21 protein-coding genes are annotated in these 21348 nt (G+C 58.6%); 8 read left to right on the forward strand and 13 right to left on the reverse strand.

Translation table 11 applies throughout. The features are described from left to right. Positions 1 to 103 precede the first annotated feature (103 nt). From ACR0B5_RS15870 to ACR0B5_RS15880, 3 genes are all read left to right on the forward strand, one after another. Positions 104 to 865, forward strand: a complete 762-nt coding sequence (locus ACR0B5_RS15870) for a DUF6478 family protein (RefSeq protein WP_480541707.1) — start codon at positions 104 to 106, stop codon at positions 863 to 865. Between the two features lie 11 nt (positions 866 to 876). Further along, positions 877 to 1236: a hypothetical protein gene (locus ACR0B5_RS15875; RefSeq protein WP_480541708.1), complete on the forward strand. Its 360-nt coding sequence runs from the start codon at positions 877 to 879 to the stop codon at positions 1234 to 1236. Positions 1237 to 1313: 77 nt separating this feature from the next. Beyond that, positions 1314 to 2840 carry an MFS transporter gene (locus ACR0B5_RS15880; RefSeq protein ID WP_480541710.1) on the forward strand — a complete coding sequence of 509 codons (1527 nt, stop codon included), beginning with the start codon at positions 1314 to 1316 and terminating at the stop codon, positions 2838 to 2840. Between the two features lie 47 nt (positions 2841 to 2887). Here the strand turns inward: ACR0B5_RS15880 and ACR0B5_RS15885 are convergent, their stop codons facing one another. The 3 genes from ACR0B5_RS15885 to gpmI are packed head-to-tail and all read right to left on the reverse strand — an operon-like array spanning position 2888 to position 6873. Continuing rightward, positions 2888 to 4225, reverse strand: coding sequence for a S41 family peptidase (locus tag ACR0B5_RS15885; protein WP_170463085.1), 1338 nt, complete (start codon positions 4223 to 4225; stop codon positions 2888 to 2890). Between the two features lie 6 nt (positions 4226 to 4231). After that, positions 4232 to 5362, reverse strand: a complete 1131-nt coding sequence (locus tag ACR0B5_RS15890; protein WP_480541712.1) for a murein hydrolase activator EnvC family protein — start codon at positions 5360 to 5362, stop codon at positions 4232 to 4234. Then, on the reverse strand, positions 5359 to 6873 hold the full coding sequence (gene gpmI / locus ACR0B5_RS15895; RefSeq protein WP_480541714.1) for a 2,3-bisphosphoglycerate-independent phosphoglycerate mutase: 1515 nt from the start codon (positions 6871 to 6873) through the stop codon (positions 5359 to 5361). The genes ACR0B5_RS15890 and gpmI overlap by 4 nt, the downstream gene beginning before the upstream one ends. Before the next feature lie 213 nt (positions 6874 to 7086). Here gpmI and ACR0B5_RS15900 point away from each other — a divergent pair, with 213 nt between their 5' ends. Together ACR0B5_RS15900 and ACR0B5_RS15905 are read left to right on the forward strand one after the other, a co-directional pair. Continuing rightward, positions 7087 to 8220, forward strand: a complete 1134-nt coding sequence (locus tag ACR0B5_RS15900) for a DUF819 family protein (protein WP_480541716.1) — start codon at positions 7087 to 7089, stop codon at positions 8218 to 8220. A 3-nt stretch (positions 8221 to 8223) separates the two neighbouring features. Further along, a complete protein-coding gene (locus ACR0B5_RS15905) occupies positions 8224 to 9645 on the forward strand; it encodes a pyridoxal phosphate-dependent decarboxylase family protein (protein ID WP_480541718.1) in 1422 nt (473 codons plus the stop codon). Here ACR0B5_RS15905 and ACR0B5_RS15910 read toward each other — a convergent pair. From ACR0B5_RS15910 to ACR0B5_RS15925, 4 genes are all read right to left on the reverse strand, one after another. Further along, on the reverse strand, positions 9642 to 11282 hold the full coding sequence (locus ACR0B5_RS15910) for a sulfatase-like hydrolase/transferase (protein WP_480541864.1): 1641 nt from the start codon (positions 11280 to 11282) through the stop codon (positions 9642 to 9644). The genes ACR0B5_RS15905 and ACR0B5_RS15910 overlap by 4 nt on opposite strands. Positions 11283 to 11375: 93 nt before the next feature. Further along, complete coding sequence (gene nqrM, locus ACR0B5_RS15915; RefSeq protein ID WP_170377292.1) at positions 11376 to 11612, reverse strand: (Na+)-NQR maturation NqrM; 237 nt, start codon at positions 11610 to 11612, stop codon at positions 11376 to 11378. A gap of 15 nt (positions 11613 to 11627) precedes the next feature. Next, positions 11628 to 12653: an FAD:protein FMN transferase gene (locus ACR0B5_RS15920; protein WP_480541720.1), complete on the reverse strand. Its 1026-nt coding sequence runs from the start codon at positions 12651 to 12653 to the stop codon at positions 11628 to 11630. A gap of 66 nt (positions 12654 to 12719) precedes the next feature. Further along, positions 12720 to 12905, reverse strand: a complete 186-nt coding sequence (locus ACR0B5_RS15925; RefSeq protein ID WP_170377287.1) for a hypothetical protein — start codon at positions 12903 to 12905, stop codon at positions 12720 to 12722. A 112-nt stretch (positions 12906 to 13017) separates the two neighbouring features. Here ACR0B5_RS15925 and ACR0B5_RS15930 point away from each other — a divergent pair, with 112 nt between their 5' ends. Next, positions 13018 to 13542 (forward strand): CBS domain-containing protein, encoded by a 525-nt coding sequence (locus ACR0B5_RS15930; protein WP_170472451.1) that lies wholly within the window; start codon positions 13018 to 13020, stop codon positions 13540 to 13542. A 43-nt stretch (positions 13543 to 13585) separates the two neighbouring features. Here ACR0B5_RS15930 and ACR0B5_RS15935 read toward each other — a convergent pair whose 3' ends face one another. Further along, the gene (locus ACR0B5_RS15935) at positions 13586 to 14329 is read right to left on the reverse strand and encodes a metallophosphoesterase (protein ID WP_480541723.1); all 744 of its coding nucleotides are present in this window, start codon (positions 14327 to 14329) and stop codon (positions 13586 to 13588) included. A gap of 125 nt (positions 14330 to 14454) precedes the next feature. Here ACR0B5_RS15935 and ACR0B5_RS15940 point away from each other — a divergent pair, with 125 nt between their 5' ends. Both ACR0B5_RS15940 and tviB read left to right on the forward strand, forming a co-directional pair. Then, positions 14455 to 15468 carry an NAD-dependent epimerase/dehydratase family protein gene (locus tag ACR0B5_RS15940; RefSeq protein ID WP_480541866.1) on the forward strand — a complete coding sequence of 338 codons (1014 nt, stop codon included), beginning with the start codon at positions 14455 to 14457 and terminating at the stop codon, positions 15466 to 15468. A gap of 15 nt (positions 15469 to 15483) precedes the next feature. After that, the gene (tviB, locus tag ACR0B5_RS15945) at positions 15484 to 16767 is read left to right on the forward strand and encodes a Vi polysaccharide biosynthesis UDP-N-acetylglucosamine C-6 dehydrogenase TviB (RefSeq protein ID WP_480541725.1); all 1284 of its coding nucleotides are present in this window, start codon (positions 15484 to 15486) and stop codon (positions 16765 to 16767) included. 57 nt (positions 16768 to 16824) lie between these two features. On the opposite strand, the gene nqrF is transcribed toward tviB, so the two are convergent. Genes nqrF through ACR0B5_RS15970 form a run of 5 tightly spaced genes read right to left on the reverse strand, consistent with a single transcriptional unit; the run spans position 16825 to position 21348 of the window. Further along, positions 16825 to 18048: an NADH:ubiquinone reductase (Na(+)-transporting) subunit F gene (gene nqrF, locus ACR0B5_RS15950; protein ID WP_170554956.1), complete on the reverse strand. Its 1224-nt coding sequence runs from the start codon at positions 18046 to 18048 to the stop codon at positions 16825 to 16827. 10 nt (positions 18049 to 18058) lie between these two features. After that, entirely contained in the window at positions 18059 to 18667 is a 609-nt protein-coding gene (gene nqrE, locus ACR0B5_RS15955; protein WP_170377273.1) for an NADH:ubiquinone reductase (Na(+)-transporting) subunit E, read from the reverse strand. Further along, positions 18667 to 19320 carry an NADH:ubiquinone reductase (Na(+)-transporting) subunit D gene (locus tag ACR0B5_RS15960; protein WP_152460184.1) on the reverse strand — a complete coding sequence of 218 codons (654 nt, stop codon included), beginning with the start codon at positions 19318 to 19320 and terminating at the stop codon, positions 18667 to 18669. The genes nqrE and ACR0B5_RS15960 overlap by 1 nt, the downstream gene beginning before the upstream one ends. Further along, positions 19320 to 20147 carry a Na(+)-translocating NADH-quinone reductase subunit C gene (locus ACR0B5_RS15965; RefSeq protein ID WP_480541727.1) on the reverse strand — a complete coding sequence of 276 codons (828 nt, stop codon included), beginning with the start codon at positions 20145 to 20147 and terminating at the stop codon, positions 19320 to 19322. The genes ACR0B5_RS15960 and ACR0B5_RS15965 overlap by 1 nt, the downstream gene beginning before the upstream one ends. Continuing rightward, entirely contained in the window at positions 20140 to 21348 is a 1209-nt protein-coding gene (locus tag ACR0B5_RS15970) for an NADH:ubiquinone reductase (Na(+)-transporting) subunit B (RefSeq protein ID WP_480541729.1), read from the reverse strand. The genes ACR0B5_RS15965 and ACR0B5_RS15970 overlap by 8 nt, the downstream gene beginning before the upstream one ends.

The raw sequence follows: 21348 nt of genomic DNA on the forward strand, positions 1-21348 counted from the left end.
AACCGACGGTGGCCTCACGCACCGAAAACCGACAGATCCAAATTCCGGGTTTGTCCCCCGCCCGGTCTTTGACTAAAGAGGTCCTACGTTGGACGAAGGGACCATGGGCAGGATTCTCGAACGCTATTTTCACCGCAGGGTTTTGGAGCGCTGGCGCAGGGCCGCGCAGATGGCGGCTGTCGCCCCTCAGGCCGAACTGCGACGCCAACGCGACAGTGCGCGCGCCCTGCAAACACAGCTCAGGCAGGTGATTGATACGGCGGATATGCGGCTACGCGACCCTCAAATCGGCTCGAACCAGTTTCCCAAACCGATCGGCACGGATTGGAGCTGGCGGCCCGATCTGTGGCGATGGCCCCTTGCCACACCTGGCCTTGCCTCACCCCCGCGCAAAGCGTCCCTCAATGATCAGGTGCAGGTGTTTCATGACTGCCCACAGGCCGAGATCGCTCTGCGCCAGAACCGCAACCGGCTGCCCAACGATCTGGCCCCTTTCAACATGGGCGTAGAGGTCTTTGGTTTCGAAGGCAGCTTCCTCTCGCTTTCGATCCAACTGCCAAGCGATGCTTCTCAGGGTCTGAGCCTACAACACCTTATCCGTCTGGATACGCAGATTGACGCGGAACAGGAGATCGACCTCTTTGCCAGGCTCAACATCCTCAGCGGTCCGAATACCGAACAGGTTCTGCGCAAGCTTGATCTGGCCAGCCCGTCGCCCAGCGTCGATTTCGATCTGGCCCATCTGCCGTTGAATGAGAAACGGATCGAGAAGGTCTGGTTGGACCTAATCCTTGAAAACCCCGGCACGAACAGCGTCATTCTGCGCGACCTGACCTTGTGCCGCCACCATCGCGCTGATTTGTGAGGTCCTAGGGAATGACTGAGCCACTACTGACCCGGACCCGGTTTGAGAACGGAATTTGGCAAGGACATCTGCGCACCCAGACCCAGCCGGATATTCAGGTGCTGTACCGGGGTGAGGACATCGATGGCGTTACCCTCTCGGATGTCGAGGACGGCTGGACCGTGGCCATCCCTGTACCGGTCGCGGCCCTGTCGGACGGGGTCCACAGCTTTGTCATATCCGAGCGCTCAACGGCCCGAAAACTGGGTGATTTCACGGTGATATCGGGCGAACCTGCCGCCGATGATCTGCGCGCGGAAGTCGAACTATTGCGCGGTGAGCTTGACATGCTCAAGCGGGCTTTTCGCAGAATTTGCCGGGACCCGAGCTGAGCCGCTACCCGGGTTTTCCTATCTTTTTCGCCATTTACATGCATCATTGAGGCAGCCGCAACACTCCGGAAGCCGCCATGGATCGCGAAAGTATCATCAAAGTAATTGCCTTGATGGTGACCGCATTTGGCATCGGCATCGACTTTACCGGGGCTCTGATGCTGGTTCCGTCGATCGAAAGCAGCTTTGACAGCGATATCACCAGCACCCAATGGGTGTTGAACATTTACGCATTGTTCTTCGCCATGACCATGGTTGCCGGAGGGCGCTTGGGCGACATGTACGGCCACCGCAAGGTAATGATCATCGGCCTGTCGATCTTTCTGTTTGCCTCGGTGATGTGCTTCTTCGCGCCCGGCCTGGATTTCCTGATTGGCGCGCGCGCGTTGCAAGGCATCGGCGCAGGCTGCGTCTGGCCCTGCACCTTGGCCTTTGGGGCCACCAAAGTCTCGAAACAGGAACACCGCGCACTTGTCATGGGGCTGATCCTTGCGGGCGTGACCACGGGCAATGTGTTTGGCCCAATGATCAGCGGGCTAGCTGTCAGTTTCGGCGAATGGCGATACTTCTTCCTCGCCAATGTCGTGTTCTCCTGCCTCTCAATGGCCACCGCCTTGATTTTGATGGAGCGGGAGACCCAGCACAAACACGGCGAGCATATCGACTTTGCCGGGATGGGTATCCTGTCCTTTGCTGTGCTTCTTCTGCTCTACGGGCTGGATGTGGGGGCTGATTGGGGTTGGTCGTCGATCCCGCTCTTGCTGCTGTTCTTTGTCAGCGCCGTTCTGTTCCTGCTGTTTCCGCGCGTTGAAAAGCGGGTGAAGGAGCCGCTCCTGCTGCCGCAACTAATGCAGAATAGAGAGTTTCTGATCACGCTTGGCCTTAATATGTTCAACGTCTCAGCCGCCTTCGTCGCGTTGTTGTACTTTCCGCAATACATGCAAAAGGTGCTGGGCTGGACGACTTTCCAATCGGCGCTTGGGCTGGCCCCTCTGACTATCCTGTTGGCGGTGGGGTCGATCGTCTCCGGCACGCTCTACAATGATTTCGGGCCTAAACGCCTGCTGTTTTGGGGCTATGTTCTGGCGGCTGTCGGATCGGCCAGTATCGTGATCCTGCCTAGCAGTTTGGGCTATTTCCACATCCTGCCAGGCATGGCGATGATCGGGCTGGGCGCGACACTAACGGTCGGGCCGTCCGGGACCGCCGCGGTATGCGCGGTCAAACCCGAACGTGCCGGGCTTGTTGGTGGCCTCAGCTTCATGACGCATCTGGTCTACGGGGCAATCTCGGTCGCCTGTGCGACCGCCATCATGTATGCGGTATCGCTGTCTACCCTACGAGACAAACTGGCCGCCGCCGGCATTGATCTGACCGATGCCGAACAACGGGCGATCAATGGCGGTTCCCTCAGCACCGACTCTGCACATGCGGTGATGGCAAAGCTGAGCGCGGATCAGGTCGATACGGTCAAATCCGCCCTAACAACCGCCTTTGACAGCGGCATGAGCATGGCCTTCATCTTTTCCACGATTTCGGTCTCGTTGGGCATTCTTCTGGCGCTGATGCTGGACGAAGCCAAGCTGCACAAGATCGAAAGTTGAAAGGGCCGCGGCTGGCGCGACCCTTTGGATTATACTGAGATTGGATTTTACTGAGACGGGCCGTCAGGATTGAACGCCGACAAACCTTTGAGGATGTCGATGGCATAAGCCAACTGGTAATCCTCTTCCCGCAGCTCAGCGGTGGCTTCGGCCTTGGCGCGGTCTTCTTCGATCTGGCGGATTTCATCCTCGCTGAGGCTGTCATTGTTCAGACTGCCGCGCAGATCCGCTTCCGAGCGTGCCGGACGATCATCCTCTTCTTCGGTTGCCGGAGCCGGGCGCGGTTGTTCCACGATAATGTCCGGGCTGACACCCAACGCCTGGATCGAGCGGCCAGACGGCGTGTAGTACCGCGAGGTGGTCAGACGCATCGCACCGTCACCGCGCAGCGGCATCACCGTCTGCACCGAGCCTTTACCAAAGCTCTTGGTGCCAACAACAATCGCGCGACGGTGGTCTTGCAGGGCGCCGGCCACGATTTCAGAGGCCGAGGCCGAGCCGCCATTGATCAGCACCACAATTGGCTTGCCTTCGGCCAGATCACCGGGAGTCGCGTTGAAACGCTCGCCATCCTGTGGGTCACGCCCACGGGTCGACACGATCTCACCTTCGTTCAGGAACGCGTCCGAGACCTTGATCGCCTGCGTCAGCAGACCGCCTGGGTTATTGCGCAGGTCCAGCACAAAGCCATTGACCTTGTCGATTCCGCCCGCTTCCTCGATCTGTTCTTCCATTCCGGCCTGCAGGTTGGGGAAGGTCTGATCGTTGAACGTGGTCACCCGCATGACAACGCTGGTGCCCTCGGTCCGGGCGCGTACGGCAGTCAGTTTGATCGTGTCACGAATGATGGTGACATCGAATGGATCAGGCTCACCCTCACGTACAACGGTGATCACGATTTCCGAGCCGACAGGGCCGCGCATCAGCTCAACCGCCTTGTCAAGCGTCAGGCCCAGAATGCTTTCGCCATCTACATGGGTGATGAAATCTCCGGCCTCGATCCCGGCCTCATCAGCCGGCGTGTCGTCGATCGGAGAGACAACTTTTACAAAGCCTTCCTCTTGCGTGACCTCGATGCCCAGCCCGCCAAACTCACCTCGGGTCTGGACGCGCATTTGCTCGGCATCGTCGGGCGACAGGTAACTGGAATGCGGATCAAGCGAGGTCAGCATGCCGTCAATCGCAGCTTCGATCAGCTCTTCCGGCTCAACCTCTTCGACGTATTGCGCGCGGATCCGCTCAAAAATATCACCGAACAGGTCGAGTTGCTGGTAGACATCGGCCTTGCTCTCAGCCTCCTGCGCCAGCAGGGGTCCTGCGATCTGAGTTGTTGCAATGATGCCTGCAACCGTTCCGGCCAGTCCGGCCATCACAAATTTCTTCATACTCGTTTATCCATCCTTGCTGGTCCGAAACCACGACTCGGGGTCCACGGGGCTGTTATCTTCTCTGACCTCTATATAGAGCGTTTCTGACCGGTCAGTTCCAGTGCCATCACCACGAGTTGACAAAATAGCACCGATTTCCGGCGTTTCACCGGGCATCAAACCGACCGGAGTGCCCTCAGGTATCACTTGACCTATGTCTCCGTAGACTTCCTGCAAGCCCGAAAAGACAAACAGAAGGCCCGGCTGAGGCTCTAGAATGATCAGATTGCCAAGGTCCAGAAGCGGCCCCCGGTAGCGAATTGTGGCCGCTGTGGGCGTCGTTACCAAGGCGCGAGGGCGCGCACCAAGCACGAGACCCGGCCGCGTTACGCCTGCTGCGTCTGTTTCCCCGGCCCGGTGCAATAGGACGCCCTGGACCGGCAGAGGCACGTCGCCTTTGCGGCTTTGAATAGAGTCGTCACTTTGCGCGATCTCCCCTTCCGAGATTTCGGATAGGCCAGTTGCGAACCCATCGAGTGTTTCGGTCGAAGAGATCAGGATCGCCGTTTTGATCGGGTCTTCAACAAAGCGCTGCGGCAACCCGGTGCGATCCGCGATGGCCTCGCTCAGGCGGGTGCGGGCGGACTGCACCCCCGTCAATCCTTCTGTCAGGGTTTCCGCCGCATCCTGCTGCAACAGGCGCAGGGTTTGAACCTCTTGCAAATCCTGTGCCAAAGCCTGCGCCTTGGCATTCAGGCCCGGTGTCACCTCGGACAGCATCATCCCGGCCCGCGCAGCCCCCAAGGGGCCCGAAGGGTGCAACATCAGCACCGGTGGGGTGGTCGTTTCTATGGTTTGCAATACACCCAGCAATTGCGCCACGTCCTGTTCCCGCGCGCGCAGCTCGGCCGACAGCTGCGCCTCGCGCGTGGCGGCCATGCGCAACCCGTCCCGCATGGCGGACAACCCAGCCTCATAGGCTTGGATTGTCTCGGTCAGAGCGCGCACCCGGTCGCGCGCGCTTTCTGCCTCGGACAACGAGATTGACGCCTGTTCCAACATCTCGGCCGCCGCCAGCGCCGCTTGAGATGGGGTGTTCTGCGCCTCAGCAGGGCCACACAAAACCACCGCCAAGGCTGCGGCCAGAACCCTCATGACAGTAAGCTTTCCCCAGTCATTTCAGGCGGTTTGGGCAGGTTCATCAGGGCCAGCAAGGTGGGTGCAAGGTCCGACAAACGCCCGGAGCGGAGCGTCGCCCCCTCAGGCCCACCAACCAAAGCCACCGGTACCGGATTCAGCGTGTGCGCGGTGTGTGGGCCACCTGTCTCCGGGTCCACCATCACTTCGCAATTGCCGTGATCGGCGGTGACGATCATCGCCCCCCCGGCTTTTTCCAGCGCGGCCGCCACACGGGCCAAGCCTTGATCCACGACCTCGCAGGCTTTGATTGCGGCGCTCAGGTCTCCGGTATGGCCGACCATATCGGGGTTGGCATAGTTGGTGACGATCAGATCATAGCCCGCCTCGATGGCCTCAACGAACTTGTCCGTCACCTCGGCCGAGGACATCTCGGGCTGTAGATCATAGGTGGCCACTTTGGGCGATTTGGGCATGAAGCGATCTTCGCCAGTTTCGAGGACCTCCTTGCCGCCGTTCAGGAAGAAGGTGACATGGGGGTATTTCTCGGTTTCGGCCAGACGGAACTGACGCAAACCCTGTTTGGCCACCCATTCGCCCAGAGTGTTCACGATAGCCCGCTTGGGGAACACCGTCGTCATATAGGCGTTGTGGCCGTCAGAATATTCGACCATGCCAAGCAGGGCAGACAGCGCTGGGCGCGGGCCGGTGTCGAAATCGTCAAAGCCCGGCTCGGCAATCGCGCGCAGAATCTCCCGAGCGCGGTCGGCGCGGAAGTTCAGGCAGAAAAACCCGTCACCATCTTTGACACCGTCATAACCTTCCAGCACGGTCGGCACAATGAACTCATCCGTCTCGGATTGGTTGTAAGCGTGATCAACCGCCGCATGCGCCGCGGTACCGGCACGGCCCTGTCCTTTGATCATGGCGTTGTAGGCTTGGCTGACACGCTCCCACCGGTTGTCGCGGTCCATGGCGAAGTAACGCCCGCAAACGGTGACGATACGCGCGCCTTCGGGCAGACGTTCCTCAAGCTCGGAGATGTAGGTGAAAGCAGATTTCGGAGCGACATCGCGCCCGTCGGTCACTGCATGCAGAGCCACCGGAACGCCGGCATCCGTGATCGCTTTGGCCGCTGCAACGATATGGTTCACATGCCCATGGACACCGCCATCCGAGGCTAGCCCCATCAGATGCGCCGTCCCGCCCGTCGCTTTCACCTTGGCAATGAAAGATTGCAGCGCGGCGTTGTTAAAAAATGAGCCATCCTCGATCGCCAGATCAATCTGGCCCAGGTCCATCGCCACCACACGGCCCGCACCGATATTGGTGTGCCCAACCTCGGAATTTCCCATCTGACCGCTGGGCAAACCCACATCCGGCCCATGCGTTATCAGCGTGGCATGCGGGCCCTGCATGATCGCATCGAATGTAGGTGTATTGGCCAAATATGGCGCGTTGGCCTGAGTGTCTTCGGACAATCCCCAACCATCAAGAATACACAGGACTATGGGTTTGGGCGTGGCCATTTTGGTCTCCGGTAACTGCTCTTGGCGAACCTTCTATCGCCTGACCGCTTTGGGGTGAACCGCCTTTGCGCCCATCGGCGCAGATTTAATCGTTTCACAAACTGAGCCCGACACCCGGATTTCCTTACCTTTAAGGAACGTGAACCTTACGTCAGACCACCTTGTGCGAACGGCGTCGTGCTGCCTAGTCTCACCTTCAGGGAGAGGGAACCTATGCAGCCAGAGATCGCAGTCTTCGCACTGATCTACCTTTTGGCGCCTGCCGCGATGATGCTGCTAGCGCGGCATTCGACTTTGGCCGGACGGCTGGGGCCGATTGTGCTGTGCTATATGGCCGGATTGGCGCTGGGGCTATCTGGTCTGCAACCTGACGCGGCTGGTCAGGTCCGTGACGGGGTCATGGAGGCCAGTTTGGGACTTGCCCTGCCGTTGCTGCTGTTTGGGGTCGACCTTGGGGCTTGGGGGCGGATCGCAGGTTCCGCGCTTATGTCGATGGCGCTGGCCGTTGTCTCGGTCACGCTTGTTGCAACGGGCCTGTTCTTTGCGTTCCAAGCGGGCGGCACCGCGCAGACCGAGCAGTTGTCCGGCATGGCTGTGGGGACGTACGCAGGCGGCCTTGCGAATATGGGAGCGATCAAACTGGCACTGGATATCCCAGAGAACCGCTATCTGTTGTTTGCAACCGTAGATACTATTGTCGGTGCAGGTTACCTGCTGTTTGTTCTGACATTGGCCCCGTTGGTTTTCGCCCGCTTTCTGAAGCCGTTCCCGGGTGATCGCGACACGCAGGCGCCCGCAGCGGACGAAGCCAATGCGCCGAATATGCTCCGTCAGGGGGTGGTGGCTTTTCTGGTTAGTGCATTTTGCGTGGCCGCGGCGGTGCTGCTGACTCCTCTGTTCAGCTTTGCACCATCGCAGGTCATGACCGTGGTTCTTCTAACGTCGCTAGGTCTGCTCGGCTCGGTCACGCCGTCTTTGCGCAAAAACCGGGCCGCATCTCATATGGGCATGTACCTGCTCTACGTATTTTCATTCAGCGTCGCGGCTTCGATGGATCTGGCGGAGTTTCGCGATATGGATCTGTCCGTTCTTGGCTTTGTACTGATCGCCACCTTCGGCAGTTTCGGTCTGCACGCACTGCTTGCACGCACCGCCGGGGTCGACCGGGATACATTCCTGATCACCTCGGTCGCGGCGGTCATGTCGCCTGCTTTTGTGCCCATGGTCGCCCGCAGTTTGCGCAACCCTGCGATCTTGATGTCGGGCATGGCAACCGGCATTCTGGGCTTTGCCATCGGGAACTATCTGGGCATTTCACTGGCGCTGCTTCTGGCCGGGAAAGGATAGGATATGGATCATCAGAAATTGCCAGAGACAGGTCGCCCCGAGGGCAAGATACTGGACCAGCTGAAATCCTTTGCCGAAAACGACCCGAATTACCGCGAGGGCCGGACGTGGAGCCTTGTGTATCATCTGGACGATGACCACGACGCCTTCACAGCCAAGGCCTATAGCGCGTTCTCATCAGCCAACGGGTTGAATCCCGCCGCGTTCCAAAGCCTCAAGCGGATGGAGACGCAGATCATCTCAACCATGGCCGGGTTGCTTAAAGGCGGACCGGACACCTGTGGCGTGGTCACTGCGGGCGGCACCGAGAGCTGTCTGATGGCGGTCAAGACCTACCGGGACATGGCGCGCAAAAAGCGCAAAGTTAGCCGCCCGAACATGATCCTGCCCAAGACCGCGCATGTTGCGTGGTTCAAGGCGGCCGAATACTTCGGTGTCAAGGCGCGCCTTTTGCCGATGACGCCGGACTTCGCCACCGATATCTCCAAACTTGCGAGGATGATTAACGCCGGAACGGTGATGATCCTCGGGTCAGCGCCGGAATACCCGCATGGCACCATCGACCCGATTGCCGAGATGGGCGCAATCGCGCAGTCCAAAGGCATCCCCTTGCATATCGACTCCTGCGTCGGCGGGCTGATCCTGCCCTTCATGGAGCGGAACGGCGTTGACCTACCCGATTGGGATTTCCGGGTGCCGGGGGTGACGTCCATCTCGGCTGATCTGCACAAATACGGCTATGCGGCCAAGGGGGCATCGACCATCCTTTATCGCAATCTGGACCTGTTGAAGCACCAGATGTTTGTCTGTCAGGACTGGCCCGGAGGGGTTTTTGCCTCACCCGCCCTGCTGGGTACCAGACCGGGCGGGGCCTATGCCGCCGCCTGGGCTGTGATGCAGAAACTCGGTGAGGACGGCTACTGCCGGTTGGCGAGAGACACGACCGAAGCGGTCGAGACGTTGAAGGCAGGCATAGTCGCGATAGACGGCCTGCGCATTTTGGGGAACCCGCAGGGGCCGTTGCTGGCCTATGGCTCAACTGATCCGAAGCTCAACATCTATGCCGTGGCGGATCAACTGGAGCGCGCCGGTTGGAGCATCAATCGCGTTCAAAACCCAGATGGCATCCATTGCATGGTCACTGCTAAACACCGGCATGTCACCGATGAATACCTGAGCGATCTCGCCCAGGCGGTCGCGACCGTTCGCGCCAACCCCGAGCTCGCCAAATCCGGAGGGGCCGCGACCTATGGCATGATGGCCCATGTCCCGCTGCGCGGCATGGTGAAATCCAAGGTGCTGGATGTGTTTGCCGAAATGTACCGGGCCGGTGGCGGAGATTTGCATCTGGATGACGGCAAGACCCCGAACCTGCTGGAACGCGGCATGGCCCGATATGTTCAGTGGAAAGCGCGGCGCAGTTAGTCCTTCAGATAACTCTTGTACGGCTTGGCTTTCCGGTTTCGGTATTTGACCGTCAGGTCTAGCGGCATGTCATTTTCGTCGTAGATCCCCAACACGATCCCTCTGCCCCGGCTTTTGGTTCGCATCTCGATCAGTTGCTGTTCAGACCGCGTCGTGCGCTGTGACGGGCGGCGCGCCCAGGCAAACAGGAGGTCATACATTTCACCGATCACTTCAGCATGATCTTCGCTGTCGCCCAGATCAACCAACTCCTCCGGGTCGTTTTCCAGATCGAACAGAATCGGACGGTGCCCACCTTCGCAATGGATCAGCTTCCAACGTTTGTTGGCGACCATGAACATCACCGCATCGCGGACCGAGGCGTCCATGCGCTCGGCGATTGGTGACGCGGAATAATCGTATTCGCAGATCACCACATCCCGAGGCAGCTCCTGCGCCTGCCCATGCAGGATCGGCAGCAGGGAATGGCCTTCGAGGATATGATTGGCGACGTCGCCTCCGGCCACTTCGACGAATGTCGGAGCAAGATCAATGGATTCGACGAGCGCATCGCTCATTGTGCCTCGGGTCGCGTCGGCCTCGGACGAGGGATCGTAGATAATCAGCGGCATTTTGGTCGAGGTATCGTGGAAGAACGTCTTTTCGCCCATCCAATGGTCGCCGAGAAAATCCCCGTGATCCGAGGTCAGGACGATCATCGTATCGTCCATCCGACCGGTCTGCTCCATCCAGTCAAACAACCGGCCCATCTGATCATCGGCCTGCTTGATCAGACCCATATAGGCGGGGACCACCGCCTCGCGCACATCCTGGCGCGAGAATGTCTCGCCAATTTTGGTCTCCATGAACGCTTTAAATACCGGGTGCGCGTTCTGGCGTTCCTCGTCGGATCGCACCACCGGCAGCACGTGCTCAGGCCCGTACATCGAGGCATATGGCTCTGGCACGATATAGGGCCAGTGCGGTTTGATGAAGCTCAGGTGGCAGCACCATGGGGCGTCATGGGTCTCCATGAACTCGATCCCGCGCCCGGTCAGATAGGGAGTCTCGCTGTCTTCTTCGGCGATATTTGCTGCCTCGGGTGAGTTTTTCAGGAACCAGCCAGACAGAACATTGCCGTCCGCGTCCAACCCGGAATTTGCGAAGTCATGCCAGGGGTTGTCGCTTTCATAGCCTTTGTCGCGCAGATACTCATTGTAGGCCTTGGCCCCATCGGGGTCATAAAACCCGTCCGGCCCTTCAGGGCGCATGCCGTCATCGCGTTCGAACACGTCAAAACCGCATTCCGCCACACGGGCGCCAATCAGGCTGTCCGGTTCAAGGCCGAGCCGTGCCATACCTTCAGCATCTGCACGCATATGGGTTTTGCCAACCAGCCAGCATTCCATCCCTGCCTTACGCAGGTGGTCGCCCATGGTCATCTCGCCGACCTTTAAGGGGATCCCGTTCCACGAGGCACCATGCGAATGCACATACCGACCCGTATAGGTCGACATGCGCGAACTGCCACAGATCGGCGATTGGATATAGGCGCGATTAAATCGCACACCCCGAGCGGCCAGACGGTCGATATTCGGCGTGTGAAGATGCGGGTGTCCGTAGCAGCTCAGGTAGTCCCAGCGCAGCTGGTCGAACATGATGAACAGGATATTCTTGGCTTTGGCCACATGCGCCTCCGGTCTGGTCCGGAGGCTATCTAGCCAATTCCCAATGGGCAGCGCAAATGCCGATTAGGCCTGACGCTCCATCTGCTCCAGCATCTTCTTGGCGCGTTTGCATTGCAGCTGATCCCGCAGAGGGCTGTCCGGGTCGATGTCCTTTTGGCAGACCACGCATTTATCCGCGCCCGAGATCGCGTTCAGACCGCCGCAGCTGCCCTTGATGGTTTTACCCATCAACATCACGCCCAGCGACATGCCAACCATGACCAGAGACAGGAGAATAAAGGCCAGAATGAAGGTGCTCATCTCGGTTCCTACCAATCAGTTGGTGCCCAGTGCGTCTTTGAACGCGCTGCTGTGCGACGTTATATAGGCATCATCGCCGCCTGTCACATCCCGCGAGATGAAATACACGGCAAGTTTATGCTCTTCGGCCAGCTTCATGCCCTTTTCCTGACCCAGCGCCAGCATGGCAGTCGCCCAGGCATCCGCCATCATGGCGTTTTCCGCCAGAACCGTGACTGAGGTCGTCCGGTGCGTGATTGGACGCCCGGTTGTCGGGTCGATGATATGCGAATAGCGCACACCGTCCTGTTCGAAGTAATTCTTGTAATCGCCCGAGCTGGCCATGCCGAGATCGTCCAGCGACACGATCAATTGCAGGCTCTGGGACCCGGCCTGAGGCTTTTCGATCCCGATCTGCCACGTCTCGCCCTTGTCGTTCTGGCCTCTCGAGACCAGATCACCGCCGATCTCGACCAGATAGTTTTCGATGCCTGCGTCCCGCAAGGTCTCGGCGACGGCGTCAATGCCATAGCCTTTAGCGATAGCCGACAGATTGATCCCAACGCCAGGTTCGGATTTTGCCAGCGTTCCTGCCTCAGCATCCAGCGTCAAAAGCCGATTTTGTCCAACGCCTGCCAGCGCGGCCTCGATATCAGCATCCGACGGCACAGGGTCTTCGGGCTTGCGCGGGCCAAAGCCCCACAGCTCGATCAACGGGCCGAGGGTGACGTCAAAGGCTCCATCGGTTTTGTCGTGGACGTCATTTGCAGCGGCCAGAACCAGCGCGAATTCCCCTGATACAGCAACAGGGTCGGTGCTGGTGGACGCCGAGAAGGTCGAAACCTCGGAATTCGGATCCCAGTTCGACATCTTGGCGTTGACTGCGGCCAGAGTCTCCTCGACCGATGCAGCCAGCGCGGTTTCGTCGAGATCCTCGCCAATCGCAGTGACATTGAAGGTCGTGCCCATGGTCTCACCCGACAGGCGCACCACATCGGGTTCCTTGTCGAACAGACAACCAGTCAAAAGGATTGCAAGGGCCAGCGCAGGCAGTAGACGCATGGATCAGTCTCCGGGAAAAGCAGTGCCCGGCATATGCCAGCCACCCCGGTCAGAGTCAAACCGGCTTCACAGCTTCAGCGGCAAAAAGCCCAACATCAAAAGGCCGATCCCAGCTGGAAGTCCGAACAGCCACGCCCGCTTCTGCCACCCGTCCGGCTGCTGTTTCCACACCATGCGAAAATTATGGCCGCAGACCACCACAACAAAGAAAATCAGCGCAGCAATGGGGGGTGTCAGATAGATGTCACTCACAGGCTTGGACTCCAGGTTTTCGCCGATGCGGGCATTTGCACCCTATACAGGCCATTTAGCTGCGCTAAGGTGAAAGGGAAAGACTTTGCAAGAACCAAAAAGGAGATTGCCCATGGCCCCAACCTCATACCAGGCCCCCACACGCGGCGACAAGCAGGACAAGTCCACCTACAGCCAGTCGACGGGATCGAACCTGTCGCAGTCGCAGACGACCGTGGCGAAACTGCTTGAGGGGAAAGGCGACGCGGTGTTCTCGGTCCGTCCGAACGAGACGATCCACACGGTGGTGAATATTCTCAAGGAAAAACACATCGGTGCCGTTCTGGTGACCGATCAGAACGGAGCGCTTCAGGGCATCCTGTCCGAGCGTGACATCGTGCGCCGTATGGCTGACACGCCCGGCCAGACCCTGCCGCAATCGGTCGAGGATTTGATGACCAAAGAGGTTCAGAGCTGCTCGCCCGACGATACGCTGAATGCGGTTTTGAAAACCATGACCGAAGGCCGGTTCCGCCACATGCCAGTTGTCCGTGATGGACTTTTGTGCGGTATGATCACCATAGGTGACGTCGTGCATTTCCGTCTTAAAGAACTGGAATACGAAGCGCTTCGCATGAAGCAGATGATCGTTGGCTAAAGCAACCCGGCTCGCGGCGGTCTTTCGCCTCGGGCCAGACGACCTAAGCTGTTGCCGTGAATGTGACCCCTCCGGGATACAGTTCGGCAGCGGTCAGGCAGTTGGTGACGAAAGCGCCGGTGTCGATCGAAATCACCCCATCTCGAACTTCGACCTGATCAACGATCGTGTGCCCATGCACCACCCATTGACCATCCCGGCGCGACTGCTGTCGGAACTTGGGATGACCCCAAAGGCAGGTTCTCCGGTCCTGGTTTTCCGCTGATGCCCGAGGGTCCAGAGCGGCATGAACGACCGAGACATTGCCGCTGGTCCACATCAAGGGCCTCTCGATCAGCCAGTCCGCAAGCTCCTGCCCCATGGCAATGCGCAAACGCTCCGCCAGATCGCCCTTGTCGGCATCGAAATCTTTTATTCCAAAGGAGGCAAGCGTCTGGGCGCCCCCGTTGTTCATCCACAGCGGGCCAATTCCGAACGGGTCTTCGAGAAACCGCAGTAACATCTCTTCATGATTGCCTAAAAGGCACGTCACACGCCCGTTTGACGTTAAACTCAGATGTTTCAATTGCCGCAACACCTGCGCGCTGTAATCGCCCCGGTCGACATAATCGCCGACAAACACCCAGGGCAGGCCCTCATCAAGCTTCGGCAGTAGGGCTTGCAACAGGTCCAGACGTCCGTGGATATCTCCGACCGCCACGAAACGCGCCTCGGGCCTAATGCCCGACACATCCGCGCCGCGCATTCCGCCCGGCCCAAGCAGCCCTTTGATCCAGCCCGTCACCATGCAAAGACCTCTACTCTGACCGGATGCGACGGACAATCGGCAATCGGTCCGGAAACCGGCGGTTGACCAATGGCCGCGCAACCTTGATAGACATTGCAGACGGGTCGCTGAAGCGTGAGGGATGTATGAAGCGGGTTTTGATCACGGGCACGGCCGGATTTATCGGCTTTCACCTGGCGAAGCTGTTGCTGTCCGAAGGGTTCCGTGTGCATGGCTATGACGGGATGACCGACTATTACGACGTCGCCCTCAAGCAGCGCCGCCACCAGATGTTGCTACAAAATCCCGGCTTTACCACCACCGAGGACATGCTGGAAAACCATGAACGGCTGATGCAGGTCGCGGATGAGTTTCAGCCCGAGGTGATCATCCACCTCGCCGCTCAGGCCGGTGTGCGCTACAGCCTTGAAGAGCCGCGCAGCTACGTCAACTCGAACGTCGTCGGCACGTTCAACGTGATGGAGGTCGCGCGCCAGCACAAGGTTCAGCACCTTCTGATGGCATCCACCTCTTCTGTCTATGGCGCCAATGAGGACATGCCCTTCACAGAGGTTGAGAAAGCCGATACGCAGCTCACGATCTACGCCGCTACCAAGAAGGCCAATGAGGCGATGGCCCATTCTTATGCCCATCTTTGGGACCTGCCGACCACCATGTTTCGGTTCTTCACGGTCTATGGCACGTGGGGGCGGCCCGATCTGGCGCTCTATAAGTTCGTCGACGCGATCCTCGAAGACCGCCCGATTGATATCTACAACCACGGCGACATGTATCGCGACTTTACCAATGTCGAGGATCTGGTCCGTGGCATCCGTTTGCTGATCGACGTGCCTCCGGTGCGGCCCGCCGGCGCCGATGAGATCGAGGACGGCGACAGTCTGTCCCCCGTAGCGCCGTACCGGGTCGTAAATATCGGCAATGGTAACAAGGTGCGCCTGATGGATTTCATCGAAGCCATCGAAGCCGCGATCGGGAAAAAGGCCATCCGCAACTACATGCCCATGCAAATGGGCGACGTCCCCGCAACATGGGCCAATACTGACCTGTTACAGCACCTGACAGGGTACCGCCCGGAAACTAATTTCAAAGACGGGATCGCGCAATTTGTTGCGTGGTTCCGCGACTATCACGGCAAGTAGAGGGCCAAGACCGGAATGCTGGAAACCAATCCTGACGCCCGCAAAATCGCCGTGATAGGGTTGGGCTATGTCGGCCTGCCGCTGGCGGTCGCTTTTGGAAAAATCGGCCCCGTGGTCGGGTTTGATATCAACGCGGCACGTATCGACGCCTTGCGAAATGGCATGGACGCAACGCAAGAGGTCGAGCCCGAAGACCTAGCCGCCGCATCGGGCCTGAGTTTCACCACGCAAGCATCCGACCTTGCGGCATGCGACACCTTCATCGTCACGGTGCCCACCCCAATCACCGCAGGCAAACAACCTGATTTGTCGCCTTTGCTCGCGGCCTCGGAAACCGTGGGAATGGTCCTCAAAGCCGGCGATCTGGTGATTTACGAATCCACCGTCTATCCCGGCGCGACCGAAGAAGACTGCGTACCGGTGCTGGAACGCACCTCTGGCCTGAGTTTCAACACCGACTTCTTTGCCGGCTACAGCCCCGAACGGATCAATCCCGGCGACAAGACTCATCGGATCGCGGATATCTGCAAGGTGACCTCGGGCTCGACCCCGCAGGTGGCGGATCTGGTCGACGCGCTCTATGCGCGGATCATCACCGCCGGAACGCACAAGGCCGAAAGCATCCGCGTGGCTGAGGCCGCGAAGGTGATCGAAAACACTCAGCGCGACCTGAACATCGCGCTGGTAAACGAGCTGGCGATGATCTTCGGACGGATGGAGATCGACACCGAGGCCGTTTTGCGCGCCGCAGGAACCAAGTGGAACTTCCTGCCCTTCCGCCCCGGTCTAGTAGGCGGACACTGCATAGGCGTGGACCCCTACTATCTGACCCATAAGGCCGAGGCCGTGGGCCATCACCCCCAGATCATTCTGGCCGGGCGGCGGCTGAACGATCGGATGGGCAGTTATGTTGTGTCTCAACTGGTCAAACGCATGACCCGCAACGGCATCAATGTCGGTGCGGCACGGGTTCTGGTTCTGGGCCTGACCTTCAAGGAAAACTGTCCTGACCTACGGAACACACGCGTCGTTGATATCATTGAAGAAGTGCAGAGCTATGGCATCAGCGTTGATGTCCACGATCCCCATGCCGACCCCGCCGCAGCCGAGGCTGAATATGGCCTCTCGCTTTCAAGTTCCCCTCAGGGCGGAACTTATGATGCAGTCGTTCTGGCCGTCGCGCATCAGGAATACAAAGACGCTGATCCGTCAACATTCCGAGCTTACGGCAAACCCAACAGCGTGGTGTTCGACATCAAGTCCTGCCTGCCAAGGGACGCGAGTGACTTGAGGCTCTGACGCGGTCTGGAGACCAACAAAAAAAGCCGGCGCATGATGCGCCGGCTTGTTTGTTTCTTACCCGCCGAAATCGTCGAGCATGATGTCTTCTCGGTCCACACCCAAATCCAGCAGCATGTTGATGACCGACTGGTTCATGATTGGAGGACCACACATGTAAAACTCGCAGTCTTCAGGCGCGGGATGGTTCTTGAGATATTCTTCGAACAGAACGTTGTGGATGAAGCCGGTATAGCCTTTCCAATCGTCCTCGGGCTGCGCGTCCGACAAGGCGACGTGCCAATCGAAATTGTCGAACTCTTCCGCCAGTTGATCGAAATCCTCGACAAAGAACATCTCTTTCTTCGACCGCGCACCGTACCAGAAACTGATCTTGCGATCGCGGTTTTCCAGACGCTTAAGCTGGTCGAAAATGTGGCTGCGCATGGGCGCCATGCCAGCGCCACCGCCGATGAAGACCATCTCTTTTTGGGTGTCGCGGGCGAAAAACTCACCGAACGGACCCGAGATGGTGACCTTGTCACCCGGTTTCAGGTTGAAGATGTAGGACGACATCTGACCCGGAGGGATGCCGTCGGACCCCGGTGGCGGCGAGGCGACACGGACGTTCAGCATGATCATGCCCTTTTCGTCCGGATAGTTCGCCATGGAATAGGCACGCTCAATCGGTTCAGCGACAACAGACTCGTACTGCCACAGATTGAAGCGATCCCAGTCCTCGCGATATTCCTCTTCCACGTCGAAATCGGTATATTTCAACTGGTGCGCGGGAGCTTCGATCTGGATGTAGCCACCAGCGCGGAAGTTCACGTCCTCGCCTTCGGGCAGGTCCAGGGTCAGAGCCTTGATGAAGGTCGCCACGTTCTCGTTCGAGCGAACGGTGCATTCCCATTTCTTAACGCCAAAGACTTCCTCGGGGACTTCGATGTCCATGTCCTGCTTGACCGCAACCTGACAGGACAGACGGTCACCACAGGCCGCTTCACGCTTGGTGATGTGGCTTTCCTCGGTCGGCAGGATTGACCCGCCACCGGAATGAACCTTCACCCGACACTGCGCGCAGGTACCACCGCCACCACAGGCAGACGGAACGAAGAGTTTCTCAGCCGCCAAGGTCTGAAGCAGCTTGCCGCCGGCAGGGACCGAGATGGTCTTTTCGCCGTTGATCGTGATGTTCACGTCACCGGTCGAGACCAGTTTCGAACGGGCCGCCAGAATGATCGTCACCAGCGCGATGACGATTACTGTGAAAAGGGCAACGCCTAAACCAAAAGTTTCCATTCTGCCCTCCTTACAGTTTCACGCCCGAGAAGGACATGAAGGCCATCGCCATCAAACCCGCGGTGATGAAGGTGATCCCCAGACCTTGCAGGCCGTCGGGAATGTCCGAGTATTTCAGCTTTTCGCGAACGCCCGCCATTGCGGTGATCGCCAGTGCCCAACCAAAGCCCGATGACAGGCCATAAGTGGTTGCCTCGGCAAAGTTGTAGTCCCGTTCCACCATGAACAGCGAACCACCCAGGATCGCGCAGTTAACCGTGATAAGCGGCAGGAAGATCCCCAGCGCGTTGTAGAGCGGTGGGAAATACTTATCCAAAACCATCTCGAGGATTTGAACCATCGCCGCAATCACACCGATATACGAGATTAGGCCAAGGAAGGTTAGGTCCACATTCGGGAACCCGGCCCAGGACAGCGCACCCGGCTTGAGCAAATAGTTCAGCAGCAGGTTGTTGGCAGGAACGGTGATGGCCTGCACGACCATGACCGATATCCCCAGACCCAGCGCGGTCGAGATCTTCTTCGACACGGCGATGAAAGTACACATCCCCAGAAAGAAGCTGAGCGCAAGGTTTTCGACAAAGATGGCCTTTACGGCCAGTGAGATCAGACCTTCCATCAGTGGGCCTCTACCTGCTGAATTTTGTATTCACGTTCTTCCACTTGGTTCGGCTTCCATGTGCGGAAGGCCCAGATGATCAGACCGATGATGAAGAACGCCGACGGGGGCAGCAGCAGCATGCCGTTGGGTACGTACCAACCACCGTTGTTGACCGTCTCCAGAATGGTGACACCGAATAGCGACCCGGCACCGAACAGCTCACGAATGAAGCCGACCAGCAGCAGGATCAGGCCGTAGCCCATACCGTTGCCCATGCCGTCGATAAAGGACGCAACCGGAGGGTTCTTCATCGCAAACGCCTCGGCGCGGCCCATCACGATACAGTTGGTGATGATCAGGCCAACGAAAACCGACAGGGTTTTCGAGATCTCAAACGCATACGCCTTGAGGATCTGGTCCACCAGGATAACCAGCGAGGCGATGATCACCATCTGCACGATGATCCGGATCGAGCCAGGAATCTGGTTGCGCAGGCATGAGATGAAGAAGGACGAGAACGAGGTCACGAAGATAACCGCCAGCGCCATCACCATCGACACCTGCAGCGACGAGGTCACTGCCAGCGCCGAACAAATGCCCAGCACCTGCAAGGTAATCGGGTTATTGTCGACAAGCGGGTCGACCAGCATCTCTTTCTTGGTCTGGGACATCAGAGCTCTCCTGCTTGCAGTTTGGCCAGAAACGGTGCGTAGCCCGCATCGCCCATCCAGAATTTCACCAGGTTATCGACACCGACCGAGGTCAGGGTCGCCCCAGCCAGCGCGTCGATGTAGAAGTCGGGTCCGGCGGCCGGTTGGGATTTCGACACGGTGATTTGCAGATCACCATTATCGTCACGCAGCTTCTTACCGTTCCACAGCGCCTTCCAGCGTGGGTTGTCCACCTCGGCCCCAAGGCCGGGAGTCTCACCGTGCTGATAGAATTGCAGCCCGTAGATGTCGTTGCCGTTGTTCTCCAACGCGATAAAGCCGTAAAGCGTGGACCACAGACCGTATCCATGCAGCGGCAGGATCACCTTGTCCAGATCACCTGCATCGTCACGCAGCAGATAGATCACGCGGTATTTCGACTTGCGGCCAATGCCCGCCGGGTCATCATCCAGCGCGACGCTCAGTTCAGGGTCGCTAGCGGCGGCGATATCGTCGAATGTGGCCGGATCAAACCGATCGTCGACAAACTCACCGGTCGCCAACTCCAGCACATGAGGTTCAAACGCTGCGAAAGCTTCGGTCACGTCGATGCCGGGCTCATAAACGCCCGCCACCTGCAAAACGTTGACCTGCTTATCCTTCAGGCGGTTGGTCTCCTGCACCGGGCGCAAGCTAACGGCGGCTGCGGACACGACCATCGAGGCGACCAGACAGACAGCAACCGCGATGATAATCGTCTTGCCGACAGAGTCCGGCGAGGCTGCCAGAAACTTGGCAATTGCGCCTTTAGGTGCCTCGTTTTGATCTGGGGATTGCGTATCAGACATGGCGACGCGCCCTCCGTTTGATGTTGGCTTGGACGACGAAGTAGTCGATCAGCGGAGCAAAGACGTTGCCGAACAGAATGGCCAGCATCATGCCTTCGGGGAAAGCCGGGTTGATGACACGGATCATCACAACCATGATACCGATCAGCGCGCCATAGATGTAGCGACCCATGTTGGTGTGGCTGGCCGAAACAGGCTCGGTCACCATGAAGGCCAGACCGAAGGCATACCCACCAATGACCACATGCCAGTACCAAGGCATCGCGAACATTGGGTTTGTGTCCGAACCAATGAGGTTCAGCAGCAAGGTAAAGCCGATCGTACCGGCCAGACAGCCGACAATCAGGCGGTAGTTGGCGATCCGCGTGGCGAGCAAGAAGGCCAGACCGATCATACAGGCCAGCGTTGAGGTTTCACCAAAACTGCCCTGGATCGAGCCGAAGAACGCGTTCCACCAGGTGATGCCATCAGCCGCCAACGCCTGGAAGCCCTGCGACGCGGAGACGGACAGCGCGGTTGCGCCCGAGAAGCCGTCAACCGGTGTCCAGACCGTGTCACCGGACATGCTCGCCGGATAGGCGAAATACAGGAACGCACGACCAACCAGAGCCGGGTTCAGGAAGTTCTTGCCGGTGCCGCCAAAGACTTCTTTCCCGATCACGACGCCGAAGATGATGCCCAAGGCCACTTGCCAAAGAGGCACGGTTGCGGGCATGATCAGCGTATAAAGCATTGAAGTAACAAGGAAACCCTCGTTTACTTCATGGCCGCGCACGGTGGCAAAAATGACCTCAAAGATACCACCCGCGACAAGTGTCACGATGTAGATCGGCAGAAAATAAGTGAGCCCGTGCATCACATTGGCAAAGACGCTGGACGGGTCCAGCGAGATACCAAACATCTGCAGCAGAGCAATCCGCCAGCCGGTGGCCGATTCAGGCCCCAGCAGGGCAATGGCCGAGTTCGCCTGATAGCCGGTATTGTACATCCCCCACAGGATACAGGGGATCGTCGCGATCACGACGTAGGTCATGATCCGCTTCATGTCGATATACGACCGAGCATGCGGCGCGGCGGTTGTTACAGTTTTCGGAGTGTAGATGAAGCTTTCCACCATCTCGTAGATGGGGAAGTACTTCTCGTACTTGCCGCCCTTGGTAAAGTTTGGCTCGATCCGATCAAAGAAGCTGCGCAAACCCAT

This window comes from Ruegeria sp. AG1 (genome assembly GCF_056541705.1).